The 21,223-nt window shown below is 48.5% G+C and carries 23 protein-coding genes; 3 read left to right on the top strand and 20 right to left on the bottom strand.

The features are described from left to right. Positions 1-6: 6 nt before the first annotated feature. The 7 genes from prmA to lepA all read right to left on the bottom strand — a co-directional run bounded on the left by prmA (position 7) and on the right by lepA (position 9,110). The gene (prmA, locus tag BLQ32_RS15135) at positions 7-948 is read right to left on the bottom strand and encodes a 50S ribosomal protein L11 methyltransferase (protein ID WP_074510979.1); all 942 of its coding nucleotides are present in this window, start codon (positions 946-948) and stop codon (positions 7-9) included. 17 nt (positions 949-965) lie between these two features. Next, a complete protein-coding gene (gene dnaJ, locus BLQ32_RS15130) occupies positions 966-2,084 on the bottom strand; it encodes a molecular chaperone DnaJ (RefSeq protein ID WP_036809495.1) in 1,119 nt (372 codons plus the stop codon). A 292-nt stretch (positions 2,085-2,376) separates the two neighbouring features. After that, positions 2,377-4,206 carry a molecular chaperone DnaK gene (dnaK, locus tag BLQ32_RS15125; protein WP_036809498.1) on the bottom strand — a complete coding sequence of 610 codons (1,830 nt, stop codon included), beginning with the start codon at positions 4,204-4,206 and terminating at the stop codon, positions 2,377-2,379. A 21-nt stretch (positions 4,207-4,227) separates the two neighbouring features. Further along, entirely contained in the window at positions 4,228-4,851 is a 624-nt protein-coding gene (grpE, locus tag BLQ32_RS15120) for a nucleotide exchange factor GrpE (protein ID WP_074510978.1), read from the bottom strand. 17 nt (positions 4,852-4,868) lie between these two features. Next, positions 4,869-5,900, bottom strand: coding sequence for a heat-inducible transcriptional repressor HrcA (gene hrcA, locus BLQ32_RS15115; RefSeq protein ID WP_053165545.1), 1,032 nt, complete (start codon positions 5,898-5,900; stop codon positions 4,869-4,871). A gap of 182 nt (positions 5,901-6,082) precedes the next feature. Then, positions 6,083-7,222 (bottom strand): radical SAM family heme chaperone HemW, encoded by a 1,140-nt coding sequence (gene hemW, locus BLQ32_RS15110; protein WP_074510977.1) that lies wholly within the window; start codon positions 7,220-7,222, stop codon positions 6,083-6,085. A gap of 58 nt (positions 7,223-7,280) precedes the next feature. Then, entirely contained in the window at positions 7,281-9,110 is a 1,830-nt protein-coding gene (gene lepA / locus BLQ32_RS15105; RefSeq protein WP_074510976.1) for a translation elongation factor 4, read from the bottom strand. Positions 9,111-9,329: 219 nt separating this feature from the next. On the opposite strand from lepA, the gene rpsT reads away from it, so the two are divergent. After that, positions 9,330-9,581, top strand: coding sequence for a 30S ribosomal protein S20 (gene rpsT / locus BLQ32_RS15100; protein ID WP_036809512.1), 252 nt, complete (start codon positions 9,330-9,332; stop codon positions 9,579-9,581). Positions 9,582-9,752: 171 nt separating this feature from the next. Here rpsT and holA read toward each other — a convergent pair whose 3' ends face one another. Continuing rightward, a complete protein-coding gene (gene holA, locus BLQ32_RS15095; protein WP_036806447.1) occupies positions 9,753-10,787 on the bottom strand; it encodes a DNA polymerase III subunit delta in 1,035 nt (344 codons plus the stop codon). Positions 10,788-10,943: 156 nt separating this feature from the next. Between holA and BLQ32_RS15090 the strand changes: the two genes are divergently transcribed. Beyond that, the gene (locus BLQ32_RS15090) at positions 10,944-11,078 is read left to right on the top strand and encodes a YqzM family protein (RefSeq protein ID WP_036806444.1); all 135 of its coding nucleotides are present in this window, start codon (positions 10,944-10,946) and stop codon (positions 11,076-11,078) included. A gap of 45 nt (positions 11,079-11,123) precedes the next feature. Here the strand turns inward: BLQ32_RS15090 and BLQ32_RS15085 are convergent, their stop codons facing one another. The 12 genes from BLQ32_RS15085 to BLQ32_RS15030 form a co-directional block, all read right to left on the bottom strand. After that, on the bottom strand, positions 11,124-13,376 hold the full coding sequence (locus BLQ32_RS15085; protein WP_074510975.1) for a DNA internalization-related competence protein ComEC/Rec2: 2,253 nt from the start codon (positions 13,374-13,376) through the stop codon (positions 11,124-11,126). A 20-nt stretch (positions 13,377-13,396) separates the two neighbouring features. Continuing rightward, the gene (locus tag BLQ32_RS15080) at positions 13,397-13,969 is read right to left on the bottom strand and encodes a ComE operon protein 2 (RefSeq protein WP_036806436.1); all 573 of its coding nucleotides are present in this window, start codon (positions 13,967-13,969) and stop codon (positions 13,397-13,399) included. Between the two features lie 84 nt (positions 13,970-14,053). Next, a complete protein-coding gene (locus BLQ32_RS15075; RefSeq protein ID WP_244890373.1) occupies positions 14,054-14,599 on the bottom strand; it encodes a helix-hairpin-helix domain-containing protein in 546 nt (181 codons plus the stop codon). 224 nt (positions 14,600-14,823) lie between these two features. Continuing rightward, positions 14,824-15,552 (bottom strand): class I SAM-dependent DNA methyltransferase, encoded by a 729-nt coding sequence (locus BLQ32_RS15070; protein ID WP_074510974.1) that lies wholly within the window; start codon positions 15,550-15,552, stop codon positions 14,824-14,826. Continuing rightward, complete coding sequence (gene rsfS, locus BLQ32_RS15065) at positions 15,549-15,887, bottom strand: ribosome silencing factor (RefSeq protein ID WP_036806428.1); 339 nt, start codon at positions 15,885-15,887, stop codon at positions 15,549-15,551. The genes BLQ32_RS15070 and rsfS overlap by 4 nt, the downstream gene beginning before the upstream one ends. After that, positions 15,884-16,459: a bis(5'-nucleosyl)-tetraphosphatase (symmetrical) YqeK gene (gene yqeK / locus BLQ32_RS15060; protein WP_036806425.1), complete on the bottom strand. Its 576-nt coding sequence runs from the start codon at positions 16,457-16,459 to the stop codon at positions 15,884-15,886. The genes rsfS and yqeK overlap by 4 nt, the downstream gene beginning before the upstream one ends. Continuing rightward, positions 16,437-17,015 (bottom strand): nicotinate-nucleotide adenylyltransferase, encoded by a 579-nt coding sequence (locus BLQ32_RS15055; RefSeq protein ID WP_074510973.1) that lies wholly within the window; start codon positions 17,013-17,015, stop codon positions 16,437-16,439. The genes yqeK and BLQ32_RS15055 overlap by 23 nt, the downstream gene beginning before the upstream one ends. Next, entirely contained in the window at positions 17,012-17,311 is a 300-nt protein-coding gene (gene yhbY, locus BLQ32_RS15050; protein ID WP_036806419.1) for a ribosome assembly RNA-binding protein YhbY, read from the bottom strand. Before yhbY ends, BLQ32_RS15055 begins: the two co-directional genes overlap by 4 nt. Continuing rightward, on the bottom strand, positions 17,298-18,125 hold the full coding sequence (aroE, locus tag BLQ32_RS15045) for a shikimate dehydrogenase (RefSeq protein ID WP_074510972.1): 828 nt from the start codon (positions 18,123-18,125) through the stop codon (positions 17,298-17,300). The genes yhbY and aroE overlap by 14 nt, the downstream gene beginning before the upstream one ends. A 10-nt stretch (positions 18,126-18,135) precedes the next feature. Next, positions 18,136-19,239, bottom strand: coding sequence for a ribosome biogenesis GTPase YqeH (gene yqeH, locus BLQ32_RS15040; protein WP_036806413.1), 1,104 nt, complete (start codon positions 19,237-19,239; stop codon positions 18,136-18,138). Continuing rightward, complete coding sequence (locus BLQ32_RS15035; RefSeq protein ID WP_074510971.1) at positions 19,236-19,757, bottom strand: YqeG family HAD IIIA-type phosphatase; 522 nt, start codon at positions 19,755-19,757, stop codon at positions 19,236-19,238. Before BLQ32_RS15035 ends, yqeH begins: the two co-directional genes overlap by 4 nt. 38 nt (positions 19,758-19,795) lie before the next feature. Continuing rightward, entirely contained in the window at positions 19,796-20,569 is a 774-nt protein-coding gene (locus BLQ32_RS15030) for a phosphatidylserine decarboxylase (RefSeq protein ID WP_074510970.1), read from the bottom strand. A 95-nt stretch (positions 20,570-20,664) separates the two neighbouring features. Between BLQ32_RS15030 and pssA the strand changes: the two genes are divergently transcribed. After that, a complete protein-coding gene (pssA, locus tag BLQ32_RS15025; protein ID WP_036806404.1) occupies positions 20,665-21,204 on the top strand; it encodes a CDP-diacylglycerol--serine O-phosphatidyltransferase in 540 nt (179 codons plus the stop codon). Positions 21,205-21,223: the final 19 nt, after the last annotated feature.

The following is a 21,223-nucleotide window of genomic DNA, read 5'->3' as shown; positions in this document are numbered from 1 at the left end:
ACCCCGTTATTCCGGTTTTTTAGAAATGATCGTTACCCAGTCTTCCATCATCATTACGTCCTCGATGACGAAGCCGGAAGCTTCCAGCGCTTCCTTCACATCGTTTTTCTTCGCAGAAATAATGCCGGAAGTGATGTAATGCCCACCCGGTTTGACTACGTGAAACGCATCATCGGTAAAGGAGATGATGATTTCCGCGAGAATATTCGCTACCACAACATCCCCCGGCTCATCGATTGTATCAAGCAAATTCCCCTGGACGACGTTGACTCTGTCCTGCGCTTTATTCAATTTGACGTTGATGCGTGCAGAACGGACCGCTACTTCATCAAGATCAAGTGCATGCACTTCTTTTGCGCCCAGCAGCGCTGCACCGATTGCCAGAACTCCAGATCCGGTTCCAACATCGATGACACGCTGATCTTTTTTAACGGTTTTCTCCAAAGCTTGCAGGCTCATGACTGTTGTCGGATGGGTCCCCGTGCCAAATGCCATGCCCGGGTCCAGTTCAATGATCAATTCGTCGCTTGATACCGGTTCGTATGTTTCCCAAGTCGGCACCACCGTAAAGCGCTGGGAAATTTTGACGGGGTGGTAGTATTTCTTCCACGCTGTCGCCCATTCCTCTTCGTTCACTTCGCTGATGGTCACCAGATTGGCGCCGATATTGATATCAAATTTCACGAGATTGCTGATGGCGAGTTTGATTGCTTCGACGGTTTCCCCCAAAAAGGAGTTGACCGGCAAATATGCTTTCACAATAACGCCTTCAGCCGGAAAATCTTCCGGATCCAAAGAATAGATTTCCCCAAACTGGTCTTCCCGTTCTTTCGTCAAATCTTCCGAGTCTTCAATTACAACACCGCTCGCTCCTGCTTCATGCAAAATATTCGAGATGGGCTCAATCGCTTCGTTTGTTGTACGGACCGCTAGTTCTGACCATTTCATTTTAAAAACCGGCTCCTTTACTCACCTTTAATGGTGCGCTTGATTTTATCAAACAATGAACTGCTTTGCTCTTCCGGAATATCTCCGCTGATCTCAGCAAATTCACGGAGCAGTTGTTTTTGTTTTTCGTTCAATTTGGTTGGCGTTTTCACGCGGATGATGATGTGCTGATCTCCGGTGCCGTAGCCATGGACGTTCTTGACGCCTTTCCCTTTTAAGCGGAAGCGGGCGCCGCTTTGCGTGCCAGCGGGGATTTTCAGCTTCACTTTGCCGGAAACCGTCGGCACTTCAATTTCATCGCCAAGTGCCGCTTGTGCAAATGTAATCGGTAGATCCAGGTAAATATCATCGCCTTCGCGTTCAAACTGCTTATGCGGTTTTACGCGGAATACGACATACAAGTCTCCGGCTGGGCCACCGTTGACGCCCGGGCCGCCTTGGCCGCTGACGCGCAATTGCTGTCCGTCATCCACACCTGCCGGAACCGTAACTTTGATGGTTTTGACTTTGCGGACCGTTCCTTCGCCGCGGCAAGTCGCACATCTTTCTTCGATGATTTGGCCGGTGCCTTGGCAGTGGTGACAAGCACGGCGGTTGACCATGCGCCCGAAAGGCGTATCCTGCGTCACATTCAATTGGCCGGAACCTTCACAATGCGGACATGTTTTCGGCTTGGTTCCAGGTTTTGCGCCCGAACCGTGGCAAGTTCCGCACGTCTCGTCTTTAGGAATTTCCACTTCTGCTTCTTTCCCGAAAACAGCATCCATAAAGTCGATGTTCATGGAATACTGAAGGTCGTCGCCTTTTCTCGGCGCATTCGGATCGCGCCGTCTTGTGCCGCCGCCGAAGAACGTACTGAAAATATCATCAAAGCCAAAGCCTTCAGCGCCGCCGCCGAAACCGCCAAAGCCCTGGTTCGGATCCTGGTGGCCGAACTGGTCGTACTGCGCTCTTTTTTGGTCGTCGCTCAGGACTTCATATGCTTCTTTTACTTCCTGGAATTTTTCGGAAGCATCTGCTGCTTTATTGATATCCGGATGGAATTGTTTCGACAATTTCCGGTAAGCTTTTTTAATTTCTTCTTTTGAAGCGGTCTTGGATACACCCAACACTTCATAATAATCTCGCTTGTTCATATGTCACTCTCCCTCTTGCAGTCACCTGTAATTGTACACGGTTTAAATTGCCGTTGCAAAGACTCTTAGAAAAGCGGAAGCGCCCATGTAGATTCGACGGGCATAAGACGCTTTGGCGAAGTGGCATATTTTCAGCCACACAGCCAGAGTGGCTTATGACCCTAGAATCTGGGCGCTGGAGTCTAGACATAAATCCGCTATTAGCAAACCATAAAAAATTACAGACACAATGTTCTTTTAAGTGTGAAAAAGCCAAAGCATGTTGCTTTGCTTTGACTTTTCCGGGTCCTGCTTATTTGTCGTCGTTTACTTCTTCGTATTCAGCGTCAACGATGTCATCGTTGCCTGGCGCTCCGCCAGCTTGTCCGCCTTCAGCGCCCTGCTGTGCTTGCGCAGCTTGCTCGTAGGCTTTCATTGCCAATCCTTGAAGAATTTCGTTCAATTTGTCTTTTTTCTCACGGATGTCTTCGATGCTGTCGCCTTCTAGAGCCGCTTTCAATTCATCACGTGCTGCTTCAGCCTGGCGTTTTTCTTCGTCAGTTACAACTTCGCCAAGGTCTTTGATCGTTTTATCTGTTTGGAAGACCGCTTGGTCCGCTTCGTTGCGGATTTCCACTTCTTCTTTCACTTTCGCATCCGCTTCAGCGTTTTCTTCCGCCTCTTTGATCATGCGTTCGATCTCGTCTTCAGTCAACGATGTGTTTGACTGGATTGTGATCGTTTGTTCTTTTTGCGTTCCAAGGTCTTTCGCTTTAACGCTGACAATACCGTTTTTGTCGATATCGAATGTTACTTCGATTTGCGGAATGCCGCGCGGCGCCGGTGGAATATCCGCCAATTGGAAACGGCCAAGCGTTTTGTTGGCTGCAGCCATTGGGCGCTCCCCTTGAAGAACATGGATATCAACAGCTGGCTGGTTGTCAGCAGCAGTTGAGAATACCTGCGATTTTGAAGTTGGGATCGTTGTGTTGCGTTCGATCAATTTTGTGAACACGCCGCCCATTGTTTCGATGCCAAGCGATAGTGGTGTTACGTCAAGAAGAACAACGTCTTTTACGTCGCCAGTCAAGACGCCGCCTTGAACTGCCGCACCCATTGCTACTACTTCATCCGGGTTAACGCCTTTATGCGGCTCTTTGCCAGTTTCTCTCTTCACTGCTTCTTGGACAGCCGGGATGCGTGTAGATCCGCCGACCAAGATAACGCGGTCAAGTTCTGAAGCTGAGATGCCTGCATCTTTCAGTGCCTGACGAGTAGGCCCTAACGTACGCTCTACTAATGAATGAGTCAATTCATCAAATTTCGCACGTGTCATGGTCACTTCCAAGTGAAGCGGTCCAGCTTCTCCTGCAGTGATGAACGGCAATGAAATTTGTGTAGAAGAAACACCTGAAAGGTCTTTTTTCGCTTTTTCAGCAGCATCTTTCAAGCGCTGAGTCGCCATTTTGTCTTTTGACAAGTCGATGCCATTGTCTTTTTTGAATTCCTGCACCAAATAATCGATGATGATTTTATCAAAGTCATCTCCGCCCAGACGGTTGTCGCCGGCAGTAGATTTTACTTCAAATACGCCATCGCCAAGTTCAAGGATGGAAACGTCGAATGTACCGCCGCCAAGGTCATAGACCAGGATGGTTTCATCAGTTTCCGTTTTGTCCAAACCGTATGCAAGCGCTGCTGCAGTCGGCTCGTTGATGATGCGTTCCACTTCAAGTCCAGCGATGCGGCCAGCGTCTTTTGTAGCTTGGCGCTCTGCATCGTTGAAGTAAGCTGGAACTGTGATAACCGCTCTTGTTACTTTTTCGCCTAAGTATTCTTCGGCATAGCCTTTAAGATATTGAAGGATCATTGCAGAAACTTCCTGCGGCGTATAGTCTTTGCCTTCAGCAGAAACGGTTTGCGTAGTTCCCATTAAACGTTTAACGGATTGGATAGTGTTCGGGTTTGTGATCGATTGGCGTTTTGCAACTTCCCCAACCTGGCGTTCACCGTTTTTAAATGCTACGACAGAAGGAGTTGTACGGTTGCCTTCTGGATTCGGAATGATTTTTGGTTCGCCGCCTTCTAAAACTGCGACTGCTGAGTTTGTTGTTCCTAAGTCGATACCGATAATTTTGCTCATTTAAATTCCTCCATTACCAAATTATTCGTTAACTTTTACCATAGATGGACGAAGCACTCTGCCTTTAAGGGTATACCCTTTTTGAAGTTCCATTAACACGGAGCCCGGCTCTGCACTTTCGTCATTTTCCTGCATAACTGCCTGATGGAAATTCGGGTCGAAAGGTTTTCCAAGCGCCTCGATTTCTTCCAGGCCTTCGCGTTTCACCGCTTCAAGCAAGTTGTTCTGCACCATTTGAAGCCCTTTCAGGATCGAAGCGGCTTCATCGCTTTTCGCTTCAACAGCGAGCGCCCGGCCGAAATTATCCAGCACCGGCAATAAATCCGTCAAAAGGGATTGAGAACGGAATTTTTCTGCGTCTTGTCTGTCTTTTTGGGCACGGCGCTTAAAATTGTCGTAGTCCGCCAACAGGCGAAGGTATTTGTTTTGCTCCGCTTCAAGCTGTTCGCGAAGTTCAGCTGCTTCATCGACCTGTTCTTCAGCAGGCGTTTCTTCAGCTTGCTCATCCGAGGATGCTAATGCCTCTTCTGATGCCGCTCTTCGCGCTGCTTCCGTTTCAGGGTCCATTTGCGCCTGGAACTCCTCGTCCACTTCGACGTCATTTACCACTTCTTCAGTTTGTTGAGGTTTTTTTTCTTTAGACAAATCTGTTCCTCCTTTATTCACTTACCCCGGATCATTCGGGTCAATTCTTTCGACAATTCGCCGCTGAGCGTATCCAGTAAAGTAACGACACGTTTATAATCCATGCGTTTTGGACCTACAATGGCGATTGAACCCGTTTGTTCTTCTCCAATGTCGTATGAAACGGTGATCACACTGCAATCTTCCATTGCGGAAAGCGTGTTTTCAGAACCGATCCGGATATGGAGACCTTGGCTGCCGACCGGCAGAATCATCGGAATATGCTTGTGTTCTTCCATGACATTCATCAAATCCCTGATTTTCTGAAGATCATGGAAATCAGGCTGTTTGAGAATATTCAGCTTCCCGCCAAAAAATACATTGTCGTCATGCGGCATAATAACCGCCTGCCTGAATGTGGAGAACAACTCTCCGTAGCGGTTGACATGCTGTTTAAACACTGTCAGGGTTTCCTGCTCCAGCCGGAGATGCAGATCGTTCAGCGAGACACCGGCAAGGCGGTCATTTAGTATATTGACCATCTTTTCAATATCCGCCGGATCCAGCCCTTCCGGAATGGTGAACACCCGATTTTCTACGTGGCCATTATCTGTGACAATGATGGCCACTGCCGTATCCATCGTCAGCGGGACAATCGACAATTTTTTCACCGTATGCTTCCGAACATCCGGGCCAAGCAAGATGGCCGTGTAGTTCGTCAACTCCGATAAAATCATAGCCGATCGCTTGATGACTTCTTCGGTTTCAGCAATTTTATCTTCAAAAATGGACCGGAGCTGCTGGATATCCTGCTTCGGCAATGGCCGAGGCGTCAGCAAATGGTCAACATAATAGCGGTACCCTTTTTGAGAAGGGACCCGCCCCGATGAAGTATGGGTCTTTTCCAAAAATCCTAATCCTTCGAGATCAGCCATTTCATTACGAATCGTTGCCGGACTAAATGGAAGTTCGGATTTCTTTGATAGTTGGTTCGATCCTACCGGCTGAGCTGATTGAATATAATCATCAACTGTCACTTTTAAAATGAGCAACTGCCGTTCTGTTAACATGATCATCACCTCTGTTAGCACTCTATGAGTGTGAGTGCTAATACTACATTAAAATTACCAAATTCCATTTAGCTTGTCAACGCAGACGCTTGAATTTATCAAAATAAGTCAAACTGACTCATTGCCTTGTTTTGCCTGCATTCGCTGCCGGCATATTCAACTAAACTCCATTGGACGTTTCTTTAATTCAATAAAAACTGTTCGAATACTTCGTTGCCGACAAAGCGGCCTTGTTTCGTCAGTTTCACCCGGCCGTCTTCAATCTCCAGGTGCTCGTTCGCCACTTCTTTTTCCAAAATTGCACCATATACTTCTTCCAGCGACTGCTGGAATTTCTCCTGGAAGCCGCTGATGGAAACGCCTGCCGTTTTGCGCAAGCCAAGGAACATTTCTTCTTCCATTTTCTCGTTGACGGGCACTTCGTGCGTATTCAAAATCGGACGGACGCCTTCTTCAAGCGGCGCCATGTATTTTTTCAAAGGCCCGTGGTTGGAGTAGCGGATGCCGTTCACATAGCCATGGGCTCCTGCGCCGACGCCGATGTATTCCGCGTTGTCCCAGTACAACAGATTATGGTGCGATTCAAAGCCCGGCCGGCCAAAATTCGATATTTCGTATTGCTTCAAGCCGCGCTTTTCCATTTCGGCCATTAACTTTTCGTACATATCCGCTTCCAAGTCTTCCGTCACCGTATTGAGTTTTCCTTTAGTCATCAAATTGTAGAAAACCGTTTTCGGTTCGATGATCAGCGAATAGGCGGAGAAATGTGGCAAATTGAACCCGAAGGCCTGCTCCAATGTGTCTTCCCACTGCGCCATCGTCTGGCCAGGAAGCCCGTACATCAAATCAAAACTGAGGTTCGTAAAGCCGACTTCTTTTGCTTCGGCGACAGCCCGTTCCACGTCGCCTTTGCTGTGCGTGCGGCCAAGGCGCTTCAACAGGTCTTCATCAAATGACTGAACCCCCATCGACAAGCGGTTGACGCCGCCGTCAAACAACACCTGCATTTTTTCTTTCGTCAATTCATCCGGATTGGCTTCAGACGTCCATTCCAGATTGTCCGCCATTGGGACGTATTGATGGATGTAGCCGAGCAATTTCTGTAATTGCGCCGGCGTCAACGAGGTCGGTGTGCCGCCTCCGAGAAAAATCGTCTCCAGCGGCTGGTCAAGCGCGCCTTCCTGTTTCCAAAGCGCCAGTTCTTTTCCGACTGAATCGACGTAGGCATCTACAGGCTGGTCTTTAAAAAATACTTTATTGAAATCACAGTAGTGACAGATCTGGTGGCAGAATGGGATATGGATATACAATCCTTTAACCATTGCTATTCCTTCTTTCTAATAAGAAAAGGAGGCGCAAGAAATCGGCCTCCTCCTTTGTTTATTTTGATTGGTCGTCCATTTTCAGGATGGCCATAAATGCTTCCTGAGGCACTTCTACAGAACCGACTTGCTTCATGCGCTTCTTACCTTCTTTTTGCTTATCAAGAAGTTTACGCTTACGGGAGATATCTCCGCCGTAACATTTGGCAAGTACGTTTTTGCGCATTGCGCTGATTGTTTGGCGAGCGACGATTTTCTGACCGATTGCTGCCTGGATCGGCACTTCAAACTGCTGGCGCGGAATCAATGACTTCAATTTATCCACGATGACTTTGCCGCGTTCGTACGCAAAGTCGCGGTGCACGATAAAGCTCAAAGCATCCACTTGTTCGCTGTTCAATAGAATGTCCATCTTCACCAGTCTCGACTCTTTGTAGCCGATCAACTCGTAGTCAAACGAGGCATAGCCTTTTGTTCCCGATTTCAATTGATCGAAGAAATCGTAGACGATTTCCGCAAGCGGCAATTCGTAGATGATGCTGACGCGTGTGGCATCGATATAGTCCATCGTCAGGAAGTTTCCGCGTTTTTTCTGGCAGATTTCCATAACGGCTCCGACATAATCGTTCGGTACCATAACGGTCGCTTTCACATAAGGCTCTTCCACTTTATCAATTTTCTGTGCATCCGGCATCATTGCCGGGTTATCGATTTTCAGCACTTCGCCGTCTGTCATATGCACATCATAGATTACGCTTGGTGCGGTGGTAATCAAATCAATATTGAACTCCCGTTCGATGCGTTCCTGGATGATTTCCATGTGCAAGAGCCCAAGGAATCCGCAGCGGTAGCCGAAGCCAAGCGCCTGGGATGATTCCGGCTCGAATTGCAGCGCGGCGTCATTCAGTTCCAGTTTTTCAAGCGCATCGCGAAGGTCATTGTATTTGGATGTATCGATCGGATACAATCCGCAATACACCATCGGGTTCAAGCGGCGATAGCCGGGAAGCGCTTCAGCGGCCGGGTTGTTTGCAAGCGTGATCGTGTCGCCGACTGTAGAATCGCCGACATTTTTGATGGCTGCCGTGATAAAGCCGACATCGCCGACTGTCAATTCTTCCTGAAGTGCGGTATGCGGAGTGAAGACGCCCGCTTCAATCACATCGAATTCTTTGCCGGAAGCCATCATTTTGATGCGGTCTCCCGGTTTCACGGTCCCTTCCATAATCCGGATATAGGCGACAACGCCGCGGTATGGATCGTAAAGCGAGTCAAAAATCAACGCTTTCAGCGGAGCGCTCGGGTCTCCGGTCGGCGCAGGCACTTTTTCGACTACTTGTTCCAGAATTTCTTCGATGCCGATGCCGGCTTTTGCTGAAGCAAGCACGGCTTCTGAAGCATCGAGTCCGATAACGTCTTCGATTTCGCCTCTGACACGTTCCGGGTCAGCGGCAGGCAAATCGATTTTATTGATGACCGGCAGGATTTCCAATTCGTTGTCCAGTGCCAAGTAAACGTTCGCCAGTGTCTGGGCTTCGATTCCCTGTGCTGCATCCACGACCAGTACGGCGCCTTCGCAAGCGGCAAGGCTGCGGGATACTTCATATGTGAAATCGACGTGCCCTGGGGTGTCGATCAAGTGCATGATATAGGTTTCCCCGTCTTTTGCTTTGTAGTGCAGCTGAACGGCATTCAATTTGATCGTGATGCCGCGTTCGCGTTCCAAGTCCATGGAATCCAATGATTGTGCTTTCATTTCACGGGAAGTCAAAGCTTCCGTTTTCTCTAATATGCGGTCAGCAAGCGTAGACTTTCCGTGGTCAATGTGCGCAATGATGGAAAAGTTACGGATTTTGCTTTGGCGTGCTAATCGTTCCTCATGATTCATTCTCTTCACTCCTAAATAAACTACTTTGAATTATAGCAGTGTAACCGCCATCCGGCAATGAAAGCCTGTCGGAAACGTTTCACTGTCAAGGAAAACTTCTTTGCATGTATCTATTGCATTCTTTTCCTGGATTTGATAAAATAACTGATGTTGTATAGAGACATAAAAGAGTTGAGATGATTCCCATCTCTGTTCCTAATTGTCTAGGAGGTGAAATACATGCCAAACATTAAATCTGCAATCAAACGTGTCCGCACGAATGAAACGAAAAACGCTCAAAACTCACATGTGAGATCGACTATGCGTTCTGCTGTCAAAAAAGCTGACCAAGCTCTTTTGAACAACGAAGAAAACGCTGGCGATACAGTTAAAGCGGCAATCAAACAAGTGGAAAAAGCGGCTTCTAAAGGTCTTATCCACAAGAACACTGCAGCTCGCAAAAAATCTCGCTTGATGAAAAAACAAGCGTAAAACACAAAAGGCCGATTCCTCAGGGAATCGGCCTTTTTACTTTTTTCACAAGCCGAAGCGAACGTTTCGCCGTCCGGAAAATCCAGCAATGAGCCTGGAAGAGCTTCTGCTTTCTCCACTTGGCCTTTGGACCCGCCGCTTTTTTAAAAGCGACAGGTTTACTCGGAACTTTTACTGCGCCATTCCCGCTTTTCTCGCCTGCTTGCGTTTCATCAAAAAGAATTCCAGGATCCGTTCACGGTTGCCGCTTTGGGTTTTCAGCTGCAAATCGATTTCTGCCAAGTCATTCAACACCTCGAGCAAACGCTGCTCCGGGATTTGCTGGCGTTTTTCAACCAGCAGCTTGACCCGGTACGGATGCGCTTTTAATTGCTTCGATATTTGCTGCGCGTGGTAGCCTTTTTTCTGCAGGTAATAGACGTGCACCATAAAGCGGATCTGGGAAGCGAGGAGTGCGGTCAGTGCGACCGGCTCTTCTTTTTGGCGGATCAAGTCATAGTAGACGCTGAGCGCTTCGCTGATATTGCCGTCCAGATAAGCCTGCAGCATTTTAAATGCATCCTGCTCGAGCGTCCGCGCCGTCATCTGCACGATCAGTTCGTCGGTAATCTCTTCCTCAGCTCCGAGATACAGCGACATCTTCTCGATTTCAGAAGACAACAGCGTCAAATTCGTGCCCGCCATTTCAATCAAGCGCTGGGCGGATGATTTTTCAATGTGCTTGCCGAACTGTTTGGCTTCGTGCTGCACCCACACTTCCAAGTCGTTGGCCTGAAGGGCCTTCGCCTCAACCATGACCGCATGCTGCTTGATCAGTTTGGTTATTTTTTTGCGCTCGTCCAGTTTTTCATAAGGAGCGACAAAAACGGTGACCGAACTCGATGGCGGATTTTCGAGCCAGGCTTCCAGCGCCTTCAAATTGTGGTCGATTTTCTCTTTGCCGCGTTCCGCCGCTTTTAGGAACGAGGCGTTTTTGGCAATGATCAATTTGCGGTCGCTGAAAAATGGAATGGTGTCCGCTTCTTCTATCACATAATCCACCGGCACTTCGTCCAGATCAAAATTGATGAACTCCGGTTCGCCGTCTGTCAGTTTTGTTTTTAATAAATCCAAAGTTTTTTCGATGAAATAACTTTCGGTCCCTGTAATGACGTATACAGGATCGATTTGTCCGTTTCGAATGGCTTTCCATATTGAAGTGATCATGAATCGCACCTCCTCTCTCTACTATATCGGATTTCCAGGCGTTTTGGTATTTCGACATTTCTGTGTCAGCTTCCATTATCAGCGGATTATCTTCAGTTCAATCTAGATTTTTGTACGCCGTTCAATTATAATAAGAGGGAATTAGGAGGGATAGCAATGAATGAATTTGAACAGAACGTACAGTCGAAGCGCAATGACGCCATCGACGCAGGAATGGGATTTGTTGTATCATTCGTATTTTTTGCGGCTATCTTCATTATTGCGGCAGTAGTGCAATTTGTAGCTCGCTAAATAGAAAAAAAAGTTCCCGCTTAATTGCAGGAACTTTTTTTTATTTCAGCGCATGGTTTGAAGCGTCACCTGGCCGTTTTTGATTTCCATTTCGATGGTGCCGGCATCAGCCGTATTCAAGGTCGGCAAGCCGAGTGCGTTAAAGCGGTCAACTACTTCTTCACTCGGATGCCCGTAGCGGTTATCAATCCCTGTCGAAAAAATCGACAGCTTCGGTTCCACCAGTTCCAAAAACGCCTGGCTGCTCGATGTCTTGCTGCCGTGGTGTCCCACTTTCAGCACCGTCAGCCCGGACAACGCCCGCCCGTAGGCCGCTTCCAAATCGCGTTCCCCGGCTTCTTCCAAATCTCCGGTAAACAACACCCGGTACTCCCCGCTCTCAACCAGCAGCACGAGCGAATCGTTGTTGCCTTCATACTCCGCGTCCGCCGGCGACAAATAGCGGAATGTTGCCCCGCCTTTCGCCCATCCTGAACCCCTTCCTGGAAACCGCACGGCCGCTTCTTTCGCAAACGGCGCGATGTCCCGGATAATGCCTTCCGCCTGCGAGCCGGGAGATAAATGGAGTTCTTTGATGCGCAGGAGCGGAAACAGTTCTTCCGCCCCTTCGGCGTGGTCCGCATCGGCATGGCTCAAAACCAGCACATCCACCGACGACAGCCCATTCCCTTTTAAATACGGCGCCACAATCTGCCTGCCGACTTCATAGGGCCTGCCGCGCTTTTTGAATTCTTCCGTATCAAAACGCAGGAGCCCGCCGCTGTCAATTACATACACCCCTTGCCGGTAAGGCAATTCAATGACCGCACTGTCGCCTTGCCCGACGTCCAAAAACGCCACCTTCAATGCAGGATCAAAATACGGCAGCAGCGTGAAAACAACTGCCGGAACGATCAGCACCAGCAACTGCCAATAGCGGAAACCCTGCTCCGCCAAACTGTAAAACACCAGGACGCTTACAAACAAGGCTGCGACCATCCACGCTTCCGGCTTTCCCGGATTCCACATTTGATAAGGCAGCCCGGACAGCCATACCATGAGCTTTTCAATAATCCCCCTCAACGGTTCATATATTCCAAATACAAATCCGGCTGCCGGCTGGAATAAAAACGTCAACGCCAAAAGCACGAGATTTGCCGGCAAAATAAACAGGGTGTAAAGCGGCACAAAAAGGCTGTTGACCAGGAAAGCCGACAAGGAAATTTCGTAGAAATGAAAAAGCAGCAAGGGATACAGCGTCACTTGAGAAATCGCAGTTAGAATCAGACCGCTTTTAATAGCCGATTGGTCCGCCTTCAAAAAGCGGCTGGAGTAAATAATGCCAAACGTCGCCCCGTATGACAATTGAAAGCCGATGTCGTACATCATGAAAGGGTTCCATAAAATAAAGAAGACAAAACTGCCGAGCAGAATATGCGCAATCGAAACACGCAGGTTAAAAAGGCGGACAAAAAGCACCGCGCTTACCATGAACACCGAACGGAGGACGGAAGGTGCACCTCCTGCGAGGACTGCATACACCGGCAAAATGCCAAGAAGCAGCAACAGCGCGGTTTCTTTCCGGACCCTAAGCCGCAGGAGCACAAAATACACAATGCCGACAAGAATGGCGACGTGCAATCCGGAAATCGCAAACAGATGTGTAATGCCAAGCGTCTGGTACATGAGCCGGTCTTCATTTGCCATGTTTTCCTGCTCCCCGATCAGCAACGCCTCCGCTTCTGTAGCCAAACTGGACGGAAACGTCTGTTGAATATGCTTTTTCAGCCATTGCCGCTGCCCATGTAATTTACTGATCACCGTTTCTCGCTGCTCCACGCCTATAATCGATTCAACAGCCAGTATGTGCTTGGCCCCGTTATGGTCCAAATACTTTTGCATATCAAAAGAAAACCGATGGGACGGCGGAGAAGGCGCTTCGAATACGCCTTCGACAACTAGCAAAGATTCAAACAAACTCTCTTCCAGAGCCGCTTTTTCTTCTGCCGTTGCGATGCGGTATTTGGCATAGACACGAGTGCCCCCGTCCAGCCGGGCAAACCCTCTCAGCCCGTCGCCGTCAATGGAATAATCGCCGTCAAATCGGAGTTCTCCCGTATACGGCGCGCTATAGTCAAACGAATCCTGGCTGCGAATTTCCTGCAGCAGAAAAAAACCGGCTGTTAAGACCGCCATGATTCCGATGTGCAGCAAAGCTTCCCTTTTCCAGCCCATCCAGCAAAAAAGCAGCGCCATGAACACAAGGGTTACCGGTGTTTCATGCGCTGCCAAAGTAGCCAGGACGATCGCTATCGCCAAGTAAAGCCAACTATTCTGATTTAAACTTCGACTTCTCCGAATAATGCATTCACCCGTTCTGTATAATGGGCCAGTTCTTCTTCGGTGCCGCCTTTTTCACGCAAAGTCTCCAGCATTTCCATGTAGAGGCCTGCTTTTTCAGCACTTAAAAAGTCGATTTTCCGCTCGTCAAATATGACTTGCACCACTTCGACTCCTGCCTGTTCGAACAATTCAATCGCATAGGCATGGTTTTTATAATCTGCCGCGTAATAAAGCCGGGCAATTCCTGCCTGGATAATGGATTTTGAACATTGGAGGCAAGGGAAATGGCTGACATACATATCCGCCCCGTTCACGCTGACGCCGTATTTGGCGCATTGCAATAAGGCGTTCATTTCCGCATGGATGGTCCGTACACAATGGCCGTCCACGACATAACATCCTTTGTCGATGCAGTGGTCGCCCCCTGAAATGGAGCCGTTATAGCCGCCTGCCATAATGCGCCGGTCTCGGACAATCGTTGCTCCGACCGCGAGTCTCGTACAGGTGCTTCTAAGTGCTAATAAATGGCTTTGCGCCATGAAAAATTGGTCCCACGTTATTCGCTTCATCTAATTGCCTCCTGCTTAATAAGTCTAAAATAAGTGTAGCAGAGGGGAAATTTTCGTCAACCGTTCATTGGTCGCATCTCACCTTCAGTTAACGGTGATGCTGTCTTTCAATTTTTCAAACGTCTTATCGCCGATGCCTGTGACATTCTTCAAGTCTTCGATTTTCTGAAAGCTGCCGCTGTCGGTCCGGTAGGCGATGATCGCTTCCGCTTTCGAAGGGCCGATCCCCGGCAGCGTCATAAGCTCTACATCTGTGGCAGTGTTCAAGTTGACGAGCGCTTCTTTGGCGCTGCCTGCCGCCACTGGGCCTGGCTGGGCCGTCGGCAATGCCGCTTCCTCGCCGATTTCCGGCACGTAAATGACCATTTCGTCCACGACTTTCATCGCCAAATTGATTGCTTTTGGTTCAGCCGCTGGCAAAAAGCCGCCAGCCGCGTCAAGGGCATCTGTCACGCGTGAATCCACTGGCAATTCATAAACGCCGGGTTTCGCTACTTGGCCTTTAATGTCGACCATCAAGGTGGTTGGTGCTGGATTTTGGGTGGGGGTTTCCGTCTGCTGTGGGGGTTCAGCCTGGATCAAATCAAGGGATGCCTGAAGATTTTCTTCCGGTTTTTCCTGGGGGTTCAAAAAATAAAATGCTACTAGCACAAGTACCGCGGCCGGTATCAGCAGCCAGCCAAATTTGCTCTGGAGTTCGGATAATTTCAGCGGGCATTCCTCTTTTCTCCAGGAAGCAATTAGATAGAAGCTGTCTGAATTGTACATTAATGGAAAGGGATTGTCTATGCTGTTTTTATCGTTATTTTGACATAAAAAACTGCCCGCAAATCGCGGGCAGTTCCTAGTCATTGCTATGATGGTTTTTTCGCATGGAAAAAGATCCGTTCGCTTTCCCCGTCCGGCGCTTCACCGGAAAAGTCAGCGGTGATCGATTCCACTTCAAAACCTGCTGCTTCCAGCCACGCTGTATAGTCTTTGATTTCATAAGTGCGCTGTTCATGCGTTTCCTCAAAGCGTTCAAACAAATGGCCTTGGCGGATAAAAAACGTAATGTCGTGGACGACACTATGCGGGTAGTCCCCTGGTTCCGTATGCCAAATATACGCGACGTCTTCTCCGTCAAAAACAAACGGGCTGTCCATATAGACCGCATCCACTTTATGGATGGAATGCACGTCAAAGAAAAAATGCCCGCCTGCATTCAAAGCTTCAAACACTTCTTTGAAAGTCTGCTGCACCTGCGTTTCCTTTTCCAAATAATTGAGTGAATCAATGGCAATGGTCACGGCGTCAAACCCGTCCAGACCCTCCAAATTGTCCATCGACAACTGCAGCGTCGGAATGCTCAGGCCGGCCTCCTGGAAACGCTGGCTCGCGATTGTCAGCATTTCTTCCGACAAATCGCTCGCCGTCACCTCAAAGCCCACTTCGTTAAAAAGCTGCGAAAGGGTGCCTGTCCCACAAGCCAGATCCAGAATTCTTCCGGACTGGATATGAGCGGCAACCCATTCCACATACTTTTCATACGGGATGTCTTCCATCAGTTCATCATAAACCGATGCGAATTTTCCGTACCTCATATTTCCATTGTCGGTGCTTCTCTCCATAGGCGCTCAAGATTGTAGTACGAACGCTCGTCTTTATGGAAAACGTGAGCCACGACATCTCCTAGGTCGACTAAAATCCAGCGGGCCGCGTCAAATCCTTCAACGCTTTTCACCGGGTTTCCAGCTTTTTCAGACTGGTCGATCAGTTCTCTGGCAATTGCCTGCACTTGGCGATCGGAATTACCGCTGCAAATGATGAAATAGTCGGCAAGCAATGAAATGCCTTCCATGTTCAAAACGACGATATCCTCAGCTTTTTTATCCTCGGCAGCATTGTATGCCATTTGTAGTAAAGTTTGTTTAGTCATTCTTTCACTTTCCCTTTCTGTTGCACGAAGTATTGATGACACTTCAGTGAATCCGGATACACCGGTTGATTTTTTGATACCAGGAACTCGATGGTATGTTTAATGCTGGCTTCCATCATAACATCCAATCCCTGATCTTGTAATTGACGCAATTCTTCAACACCTGTAAATTTGCGGTTCGGTTCGACCAGGTCGGCGATATAGATGATTTTTTCAAGATCCGACATGCCGGCGCGGCCGGTCGTATGGTATTTGACGGCGTTCAGCACATCTTCATCTTCCACGCCGAACTCTGTCCGGGCGACATAGGCGCCAACCGGAGCATGCCATAATTCGGCATGGTACTCGAGCAGCAGCGGGTCCATGTTTTCGGAAATGATGATCGATTTCATCCATTCCCGATCCGAAAATTTCGCCACATCATGCAAAATTGCCGCAATCCGCGCTTTTTCTGCCGGCACATTGAACTTTTCCGCCAAGGCGACAGCTGTTTCCACAACGCCTCTGACATGATTGTACCGATTTTCCGGCAGCCGTTCCTTCACTTTTTCAATCATCATGCTTTGGTCCATATAACCGCTCCTCTCGAATAAAAGCTTCCACTTTTTCCGGCACTAAAAACTTGATGGTTCCTTGTGCAGCGACGCGTTCCCTGAGCATTGTCGAGGACAAATGAAGTTCCGGCGAGTCGATCAACAAGACGGGATATGCGCTTTCGTGCAAATAGCCCGGACGCCGGATTCCGATAAAGCGGACCATCTGCGCCAGTTCATCAATCCGGTGCCAGGTAGGCAGCCCCTCGATGCTGTCGCCTCCGATAATGAAATAAAATGTTGTTTCCGGTTCCCGCTGAATCATCGCTTTCATCGTGTCAAACGTATACGAAACGCCGCCTTGGCTGATTTCATAATCTTCTACGCGGAATTGTTCATGCCCTTGGGTTGCGAGCCGGGTCATTTCGAGCCGCTGGGCTGCATCGGCGCCGTAGACTTCTTTGTGCGGAGCAATATAATTGGGCATAAAGCGGACTTCATCCAAACCGACGGCATGAAGCGCTTCGTTGGCCATGATTAAATGGCCGATATGAGGCGGATTGAAAGTTCCGCCCAATATCCCGACTTTTTTCATTTCGCTCTTGGCAGCTCGATTCGTTTATTGTTGACGGATGGCTTGTAAAGAACGACTGTGTGGCCGATCAATTGGACAAGCTCCGCGGAAGTGCCTTCAGCCAATTGGTTGGCGACATCGTGTTTGTCGTCATCGTTGTTTTGCAGAATGCTGACTTTCAATAATTCGCGCGCTTCGAGCGCTTCTTCGATCTGGCGCAGCATCGTTCCGCTGACGCCGCCTTTGCCCACTTGGAAGATGGGATCTAAATGATGTGCTTCGCTTCGCAAAAAACGTTTTTGTTTACCTGTTAACATAATTGCCTCCTAATTTTTCAGTGATGATCTGGATCATCTTTTCAGTATCAGGCTGGATGCCCGTCCATTTTTCAAACGCGATGGCGCCTTGATAAACGAACATGCCGACCCCGTTCAATATGGTGCAGTTTTTTTCTTTTGCCGCTTTTAAAAACGGCGTTTCGAGCGGGTTGTAAATGATATCCGCAACCAGCGAGCCGGTGCTGACGCGCTCTAGGGAGATCGGCAACGCTTCGTCTTTTGCCAAACCGACAGAAGTCGTTTGGATGATGATGCTGAAATCGCCAAGCGCCGCTTCAGCCTCTTTTAAAGTCAAAGCGGAGCTGCCGCAGTCATTTGCCAGCTCCACTGCACGGCGATACGTCCGGTTCGTAATCGTCACGTCTGTGAAATCAGCACGCTTCAATGCAAAAGCGATGCCTCTGGCCGCGCCGCCTGCACCGATAACCAATACTTTTTCACTCCGTGTGATGGGCTGGGCAGAAAGCGAGCGGACAAAACCGTCGCCGTCCGTATTCCAGCCGATATACTGGCGGCCGTTGTAAGTGACGGTGTTGACTGCATTCATGATGACAGCTGTTTCATCCAGTTTGTCCAAAAACGGGATAACGGACTGTTTATGCGGCAAGGTGATATTGAAGCCGCTGACGCCCAAAGCTTTCATGGAATGAAATGCGTTTTCCAGTTCAAACGGCTGAACGTGGATGGGTATATAAGTTGCATCGATTCCATGCTCTTCAAACCATAAATCGTGCATAAAAGGCGATAAGGAATGGGCGATCGGATCGCCGATGACAGCGTACCATTTCTTCATCAAAATCCCCCTAGATCAATGATGGGCGTAAAAATACTTCCACGCCTTTAGGCGCGTAAGCTGCAACAACCACATTCGGGTGCTGGACCGTGATCCAGCCAAGGCCAGAAAATACGATATCCGTCTTCCCTTCTTTTACCCGGAATTCCCGGCGCACTAACTCAGGGAACTCATCTTTGTATTCTGCAGACGGCGGCGCGAGCATGCCGCCCAAGTGCTGCTCATACAATGCATCCGCATTGTCCAGCTTCGTCCGGTGGATCTGCAGGTCGTTCGCCACATGGACAGTGAACGATGAACGGTCGCCCTGGATAAAGTCGAAACGGGCAAGCCCGCCAATAAACAGCGTTTGTTCCGGATTCAACTGGAATACCCGCGGTTTCAGCTCTTTTTTCGGCATGATCATTTTCAGTTCAGACGGGTGCAAATGATGCGCCAGTTGGTGGTGGTTAATAATCCCCGGTGTATCGTACATCGATTTTTCATCATCCAATGGGATTTCGATCATATCAAGAGTGGTTCCCGGGAAATGGGAAGTCGTGATAATATCCGCTTGGCCGGTCGCCTGCTTGATAATGCGGTTGATGAACGTCGATTTGCCGACATTCGTCGAACCGACGACATAAACGTCTTGTCCTTGGCGGTATTTATCGATTGCTTCCATCGCTTCCGTTACGCCGGTCCCTTTATGGGCACTGACAGTCAAGACATCGATGGGTTTTAATCCCTGTTTTTTCGCTTCCTGTTTCATCCAGTTGATCAGCTTGTGCTGTTTCACGGATTTCGGCAATAAGTCGGCTTTGTTGGCGATCAGCAAAATATCGTTCGATCCGACAAAGCGGTGAAGCCCTGGAAGCCAGCTGCCGTTGAAATCAAAAATATCCACGATTTTCACAATCAGGCCTTTTCGTTCTCCAAGTCCGTTCAGGATTTTCAAAAAGTCGTCGTCTGTCAGCGACACCGGCTGCAGTTCGTTGTAATTTTTCAAGCGGAAGCAGCGCTGGCAAATGATTTCTTCTTTTTCTAATGAGGATACGGGTGCATAGCCAAGTTCCCCTGGCCGTTCCGTCTGGATTTGGGCACCGCATCCGATACATGATGGCATTTCGTTCAATTTTCTTCCTCCCACGTTAATTGTCCTTTTTCTTTTAACTTCTTCATGATCCGGCGTTCCAGCAGGCGGTTAAACCGGGTGATGAATCCATCCGACTGCGCCACCGGCAAAACCAGGATGGTGTGCAATTTGTTTAAGTTTCCGCCAAAAATGTCCGTCATCATCTGGTCCCCGATAACCACCACTTGGTCCCGTGACACGTTCATCAATTTCAAGGCTTTCCGGAAAGCACGGCCCATCGGCTTGCGCGCCTGGAAAATAAACGGAATGCCGAGCGGATCGGCAAACGATTTCACTCGCAGCTCTTTGTTGTTTGACACAATGATCACCTGGATTCCTGCTTCTTTCATGGATCTTAGCCAATCGATCAGCTTCGGCGTCGCGTCCGGCCGGTCCCATTCAACAAGGGTATTGTCCAAATCGGTAATGATGCCGCGGACGCCTTTTTCCAATAGCGATTCCGGCGAGATGTCAAAGACACTTTTTACGTATTGACTCGGTATGAATTTTTGATACATCAGTAACCACTCCTGTTTCCCGAACTTAATTCTATTGATTATACCATATGTGCGAGTGCTTCTCCCACCTTGATTCGCTCGCCTACCCTGACATTCGAAGAAAATTCGATATGGTTTTCCTCAAAAAACAGCACTACGGTAGATCCGAAACTGAAATAAGCCACTTCTTCGCCTTTTTCCCAGGATTCCCGGGAGTTCGTCAGCTGAATGGAATTGACAAACATGGCCCCGACTTTTACAACCAGCAGATTCGCTGATTGGGTTTCCAGTTCCGTGATCAAGCGGTAATTCCCGCTGATCGGCGCCTTGCCGTAACGCAGGCCTGCGCCATTGACAGGATATGATTTTTTTCCCAACACGTATTGTTTGAGGACTTTTCCGCTAGCGGGGCTGTGAATCCGGTGATAATCGGCTGGTGAAAGATAAAGCACAATGTATTTGCCGTTCTGGTAGGAATCTGCAAGCGCAGCATTGCCAAGCAGATCCGCAAGCGAATATTGCTGGTTTTTCACAAGGAAACGGATGCCTTCATGCAAATCCCCAAAAACTTCAATTTTTCCGTCCACCGGCGATACGACCGGCACGTCAGCTACCGGTCGGCTTCCCGCTTTTAATGTTCGGATGAAAAAATCATGCAGCGTCGGAAAAGATTCCAACGGATTTTCTATATCGGCTGTCGGTATTTTATAAGTTTTGATATAATTTGAAATCACCCGCCGGCTCAAAGAAGACTGGGCGAAAGAGCGGATCATTCCTGACGTCAACGGTCCATTCGTCAGTTCGATCGATCGTTGATAGATTTTTTTCTTCACACTGGCACCTCCATTGCTTAAAATAGTCTACCATTTTTTGTTCTTTCACAGTATAATGAACTGAAGAAGTTTACAAAAAAAAGGAGTGTTTTCCATTGCTGATATTAGAACGAATGGATCACACAATTAAAAAACTACGCTCTCAGGCAGCAAACATGCTGACAATAGGCAATATGGCTTTCGGCGGGGCGTCCTTAATGGCCGCTCTCAACGAGTTTTACAGCTATAGTGTACTATTTATTTTTATTGCCGCTTTTCTGGACCGCTTTGACGGCATGGTCGCGAGGAAATTCAACCAGGAGTCCGAACTCGGCAAACAGCTGGATTCAATGAGCGACATCATTTCCTTTGGCGTTGCACCGGCAATCCTGATTTACCAGCTGGTGCTGACTGAGTTTGGTGTGACCGGTATGGTCTTTACTGTCATCTACATCGCAAGCGGTGCTTTTCGCCTTGCGCGTTTCAACATCTCGGAATCCAACGGCTATTTTGTTGGCTTGCCCATCACGGCTGCAGGCACTGTGGTGACTTTGTCTTATTTCGGACTTTCCGTTTTCCCGCCTGTCGCGTATATGTTTTTGTTTATTATTTGTTCATTATTGATGATCAGCACTTTTACCCTTAGAAAAGTTTAATAAAGATAAAAGCTGGAAG

Source organism: Planococcus glaciei, from assembly GCF_900099655.1.
Taxonomy (GTDB): domain Bacteria; phylum Bacillota; class Bacilli; order Bacillales_A; family Planococcaceae; genus Planococcus; species Planococcus glaciei.
The sequence above is the reverse complement of the archived record's forward strand: the minus strand, read 5'-3'. Positions and strand labels throughout refer to the sequence as shown.

Coding starts and splice junctions, on each gene's coding strand:
- prmA (WP_074510979.1), bottom strand. CDS start 948: ATGAAATGGTCAGAACTAGCGGTCCGTACAACAAACGAAGCGATTGAG.
- dnaJ (WP_036809495.1), bottom strand. CDS start 2,084: ATGAACAAGCGAGATTATTATGAAGTGTTGGGTGTATCCAAGACCGCT.
- dnaK (WP_036809498.1), bottom strand. CDS start 4,206: ATGAGCAAAATTATCGGTATCGACTTAGGAACAACAAACTCAGCAGTC.
- hrcA (WP_053165545.1), bottom strand. CDS start 5,900: ATGTTAACAGAACGGCAGTTGCTCATTTTAAAAGTGACAGTTGATGAT.
- hemW (WP_074510977.1), bottom strand. CDS start 7,222: ATGGTTAAAGGATTGTATATCCATATCCCATTCTGCCACCAGATCTGT.
- lepA (WP_074510976.1), bottom strand. CDS start 9,110: ATGAATCATGAGGAACGATTAGCACGCCAAAGCAAAATCCGTAACTTT.
- rpsT (WP_036809512.1), top strand. CDS start 9,330: ATGCCAAACATTAAATCTGCAATCAAACGTGTCCGCACGAATGAAACG.
- holA (WP_036806447.1), bottom strand. CDS start 10,787: ATGATCACTTCAATATGGAAAGCCATTCGAAACGGACAAATCGATCCT.
- BLQ32_RS15090 (WP_036806444.1), top strand. CDS start 10,944: ATGAATGAATTTGAACAGAACGTACAGTCGAAGCGCAATGACGCCATC.
- BLQ32_RS15080 (WP_036806436.1), bottom strand. CDS start 13,969: ATGAAGCGAATAACGTGGGACCAATTTTTCATGGCGCAAAGCCATTTA.
- BLQ32_RS15070 (WP_074510974.1), bottom strand. CDS start 15,552: ATGAGGTACGGAAAATTCGCATCGGTTTATGATGAACTGATGGAAGAC.
- rsfS (WP_036806428.1), bottom strand. CDS start 15,887: ATGACTAAACAAACTTTACTACAAATGGCATACAATGCTGCCGAGGAT.
- yqeK (WP_036806425.1), bottom strand. CDS start 16,459: ATGGACCAAAGCATGATGATTGAAAAAGTGAAGGAACGGCTGCCGGAA.
- BLQ32_RS15055 (WP_074510973.1), bottom strand. CDS start 17,015: ATGAAAAAAGTCGGGATATTGGGCGGAACTTTCAATCCGCCTCATATC.
- yhbY (WP_036806419.1), bottom strand. CDS start 17,311: ATGTTAACAGGTAAACAAAAACGTTTTTTGCGAAGCGAAGCACATCAT.
- aroE (WP_074510972.1), bottom strand. CDS start 18,125: ATGAAGAAATGGTACGCTGTCATCGGCGATCCGATCGCCCATTCCTTA.
- BLQ32_RS15035 (WP_074510971.1), bottom strand. CDS start 19,757: ATGTATCAAAAATTCATACCGAGTCAATACGTAAAAAGTGTCTTTGAC.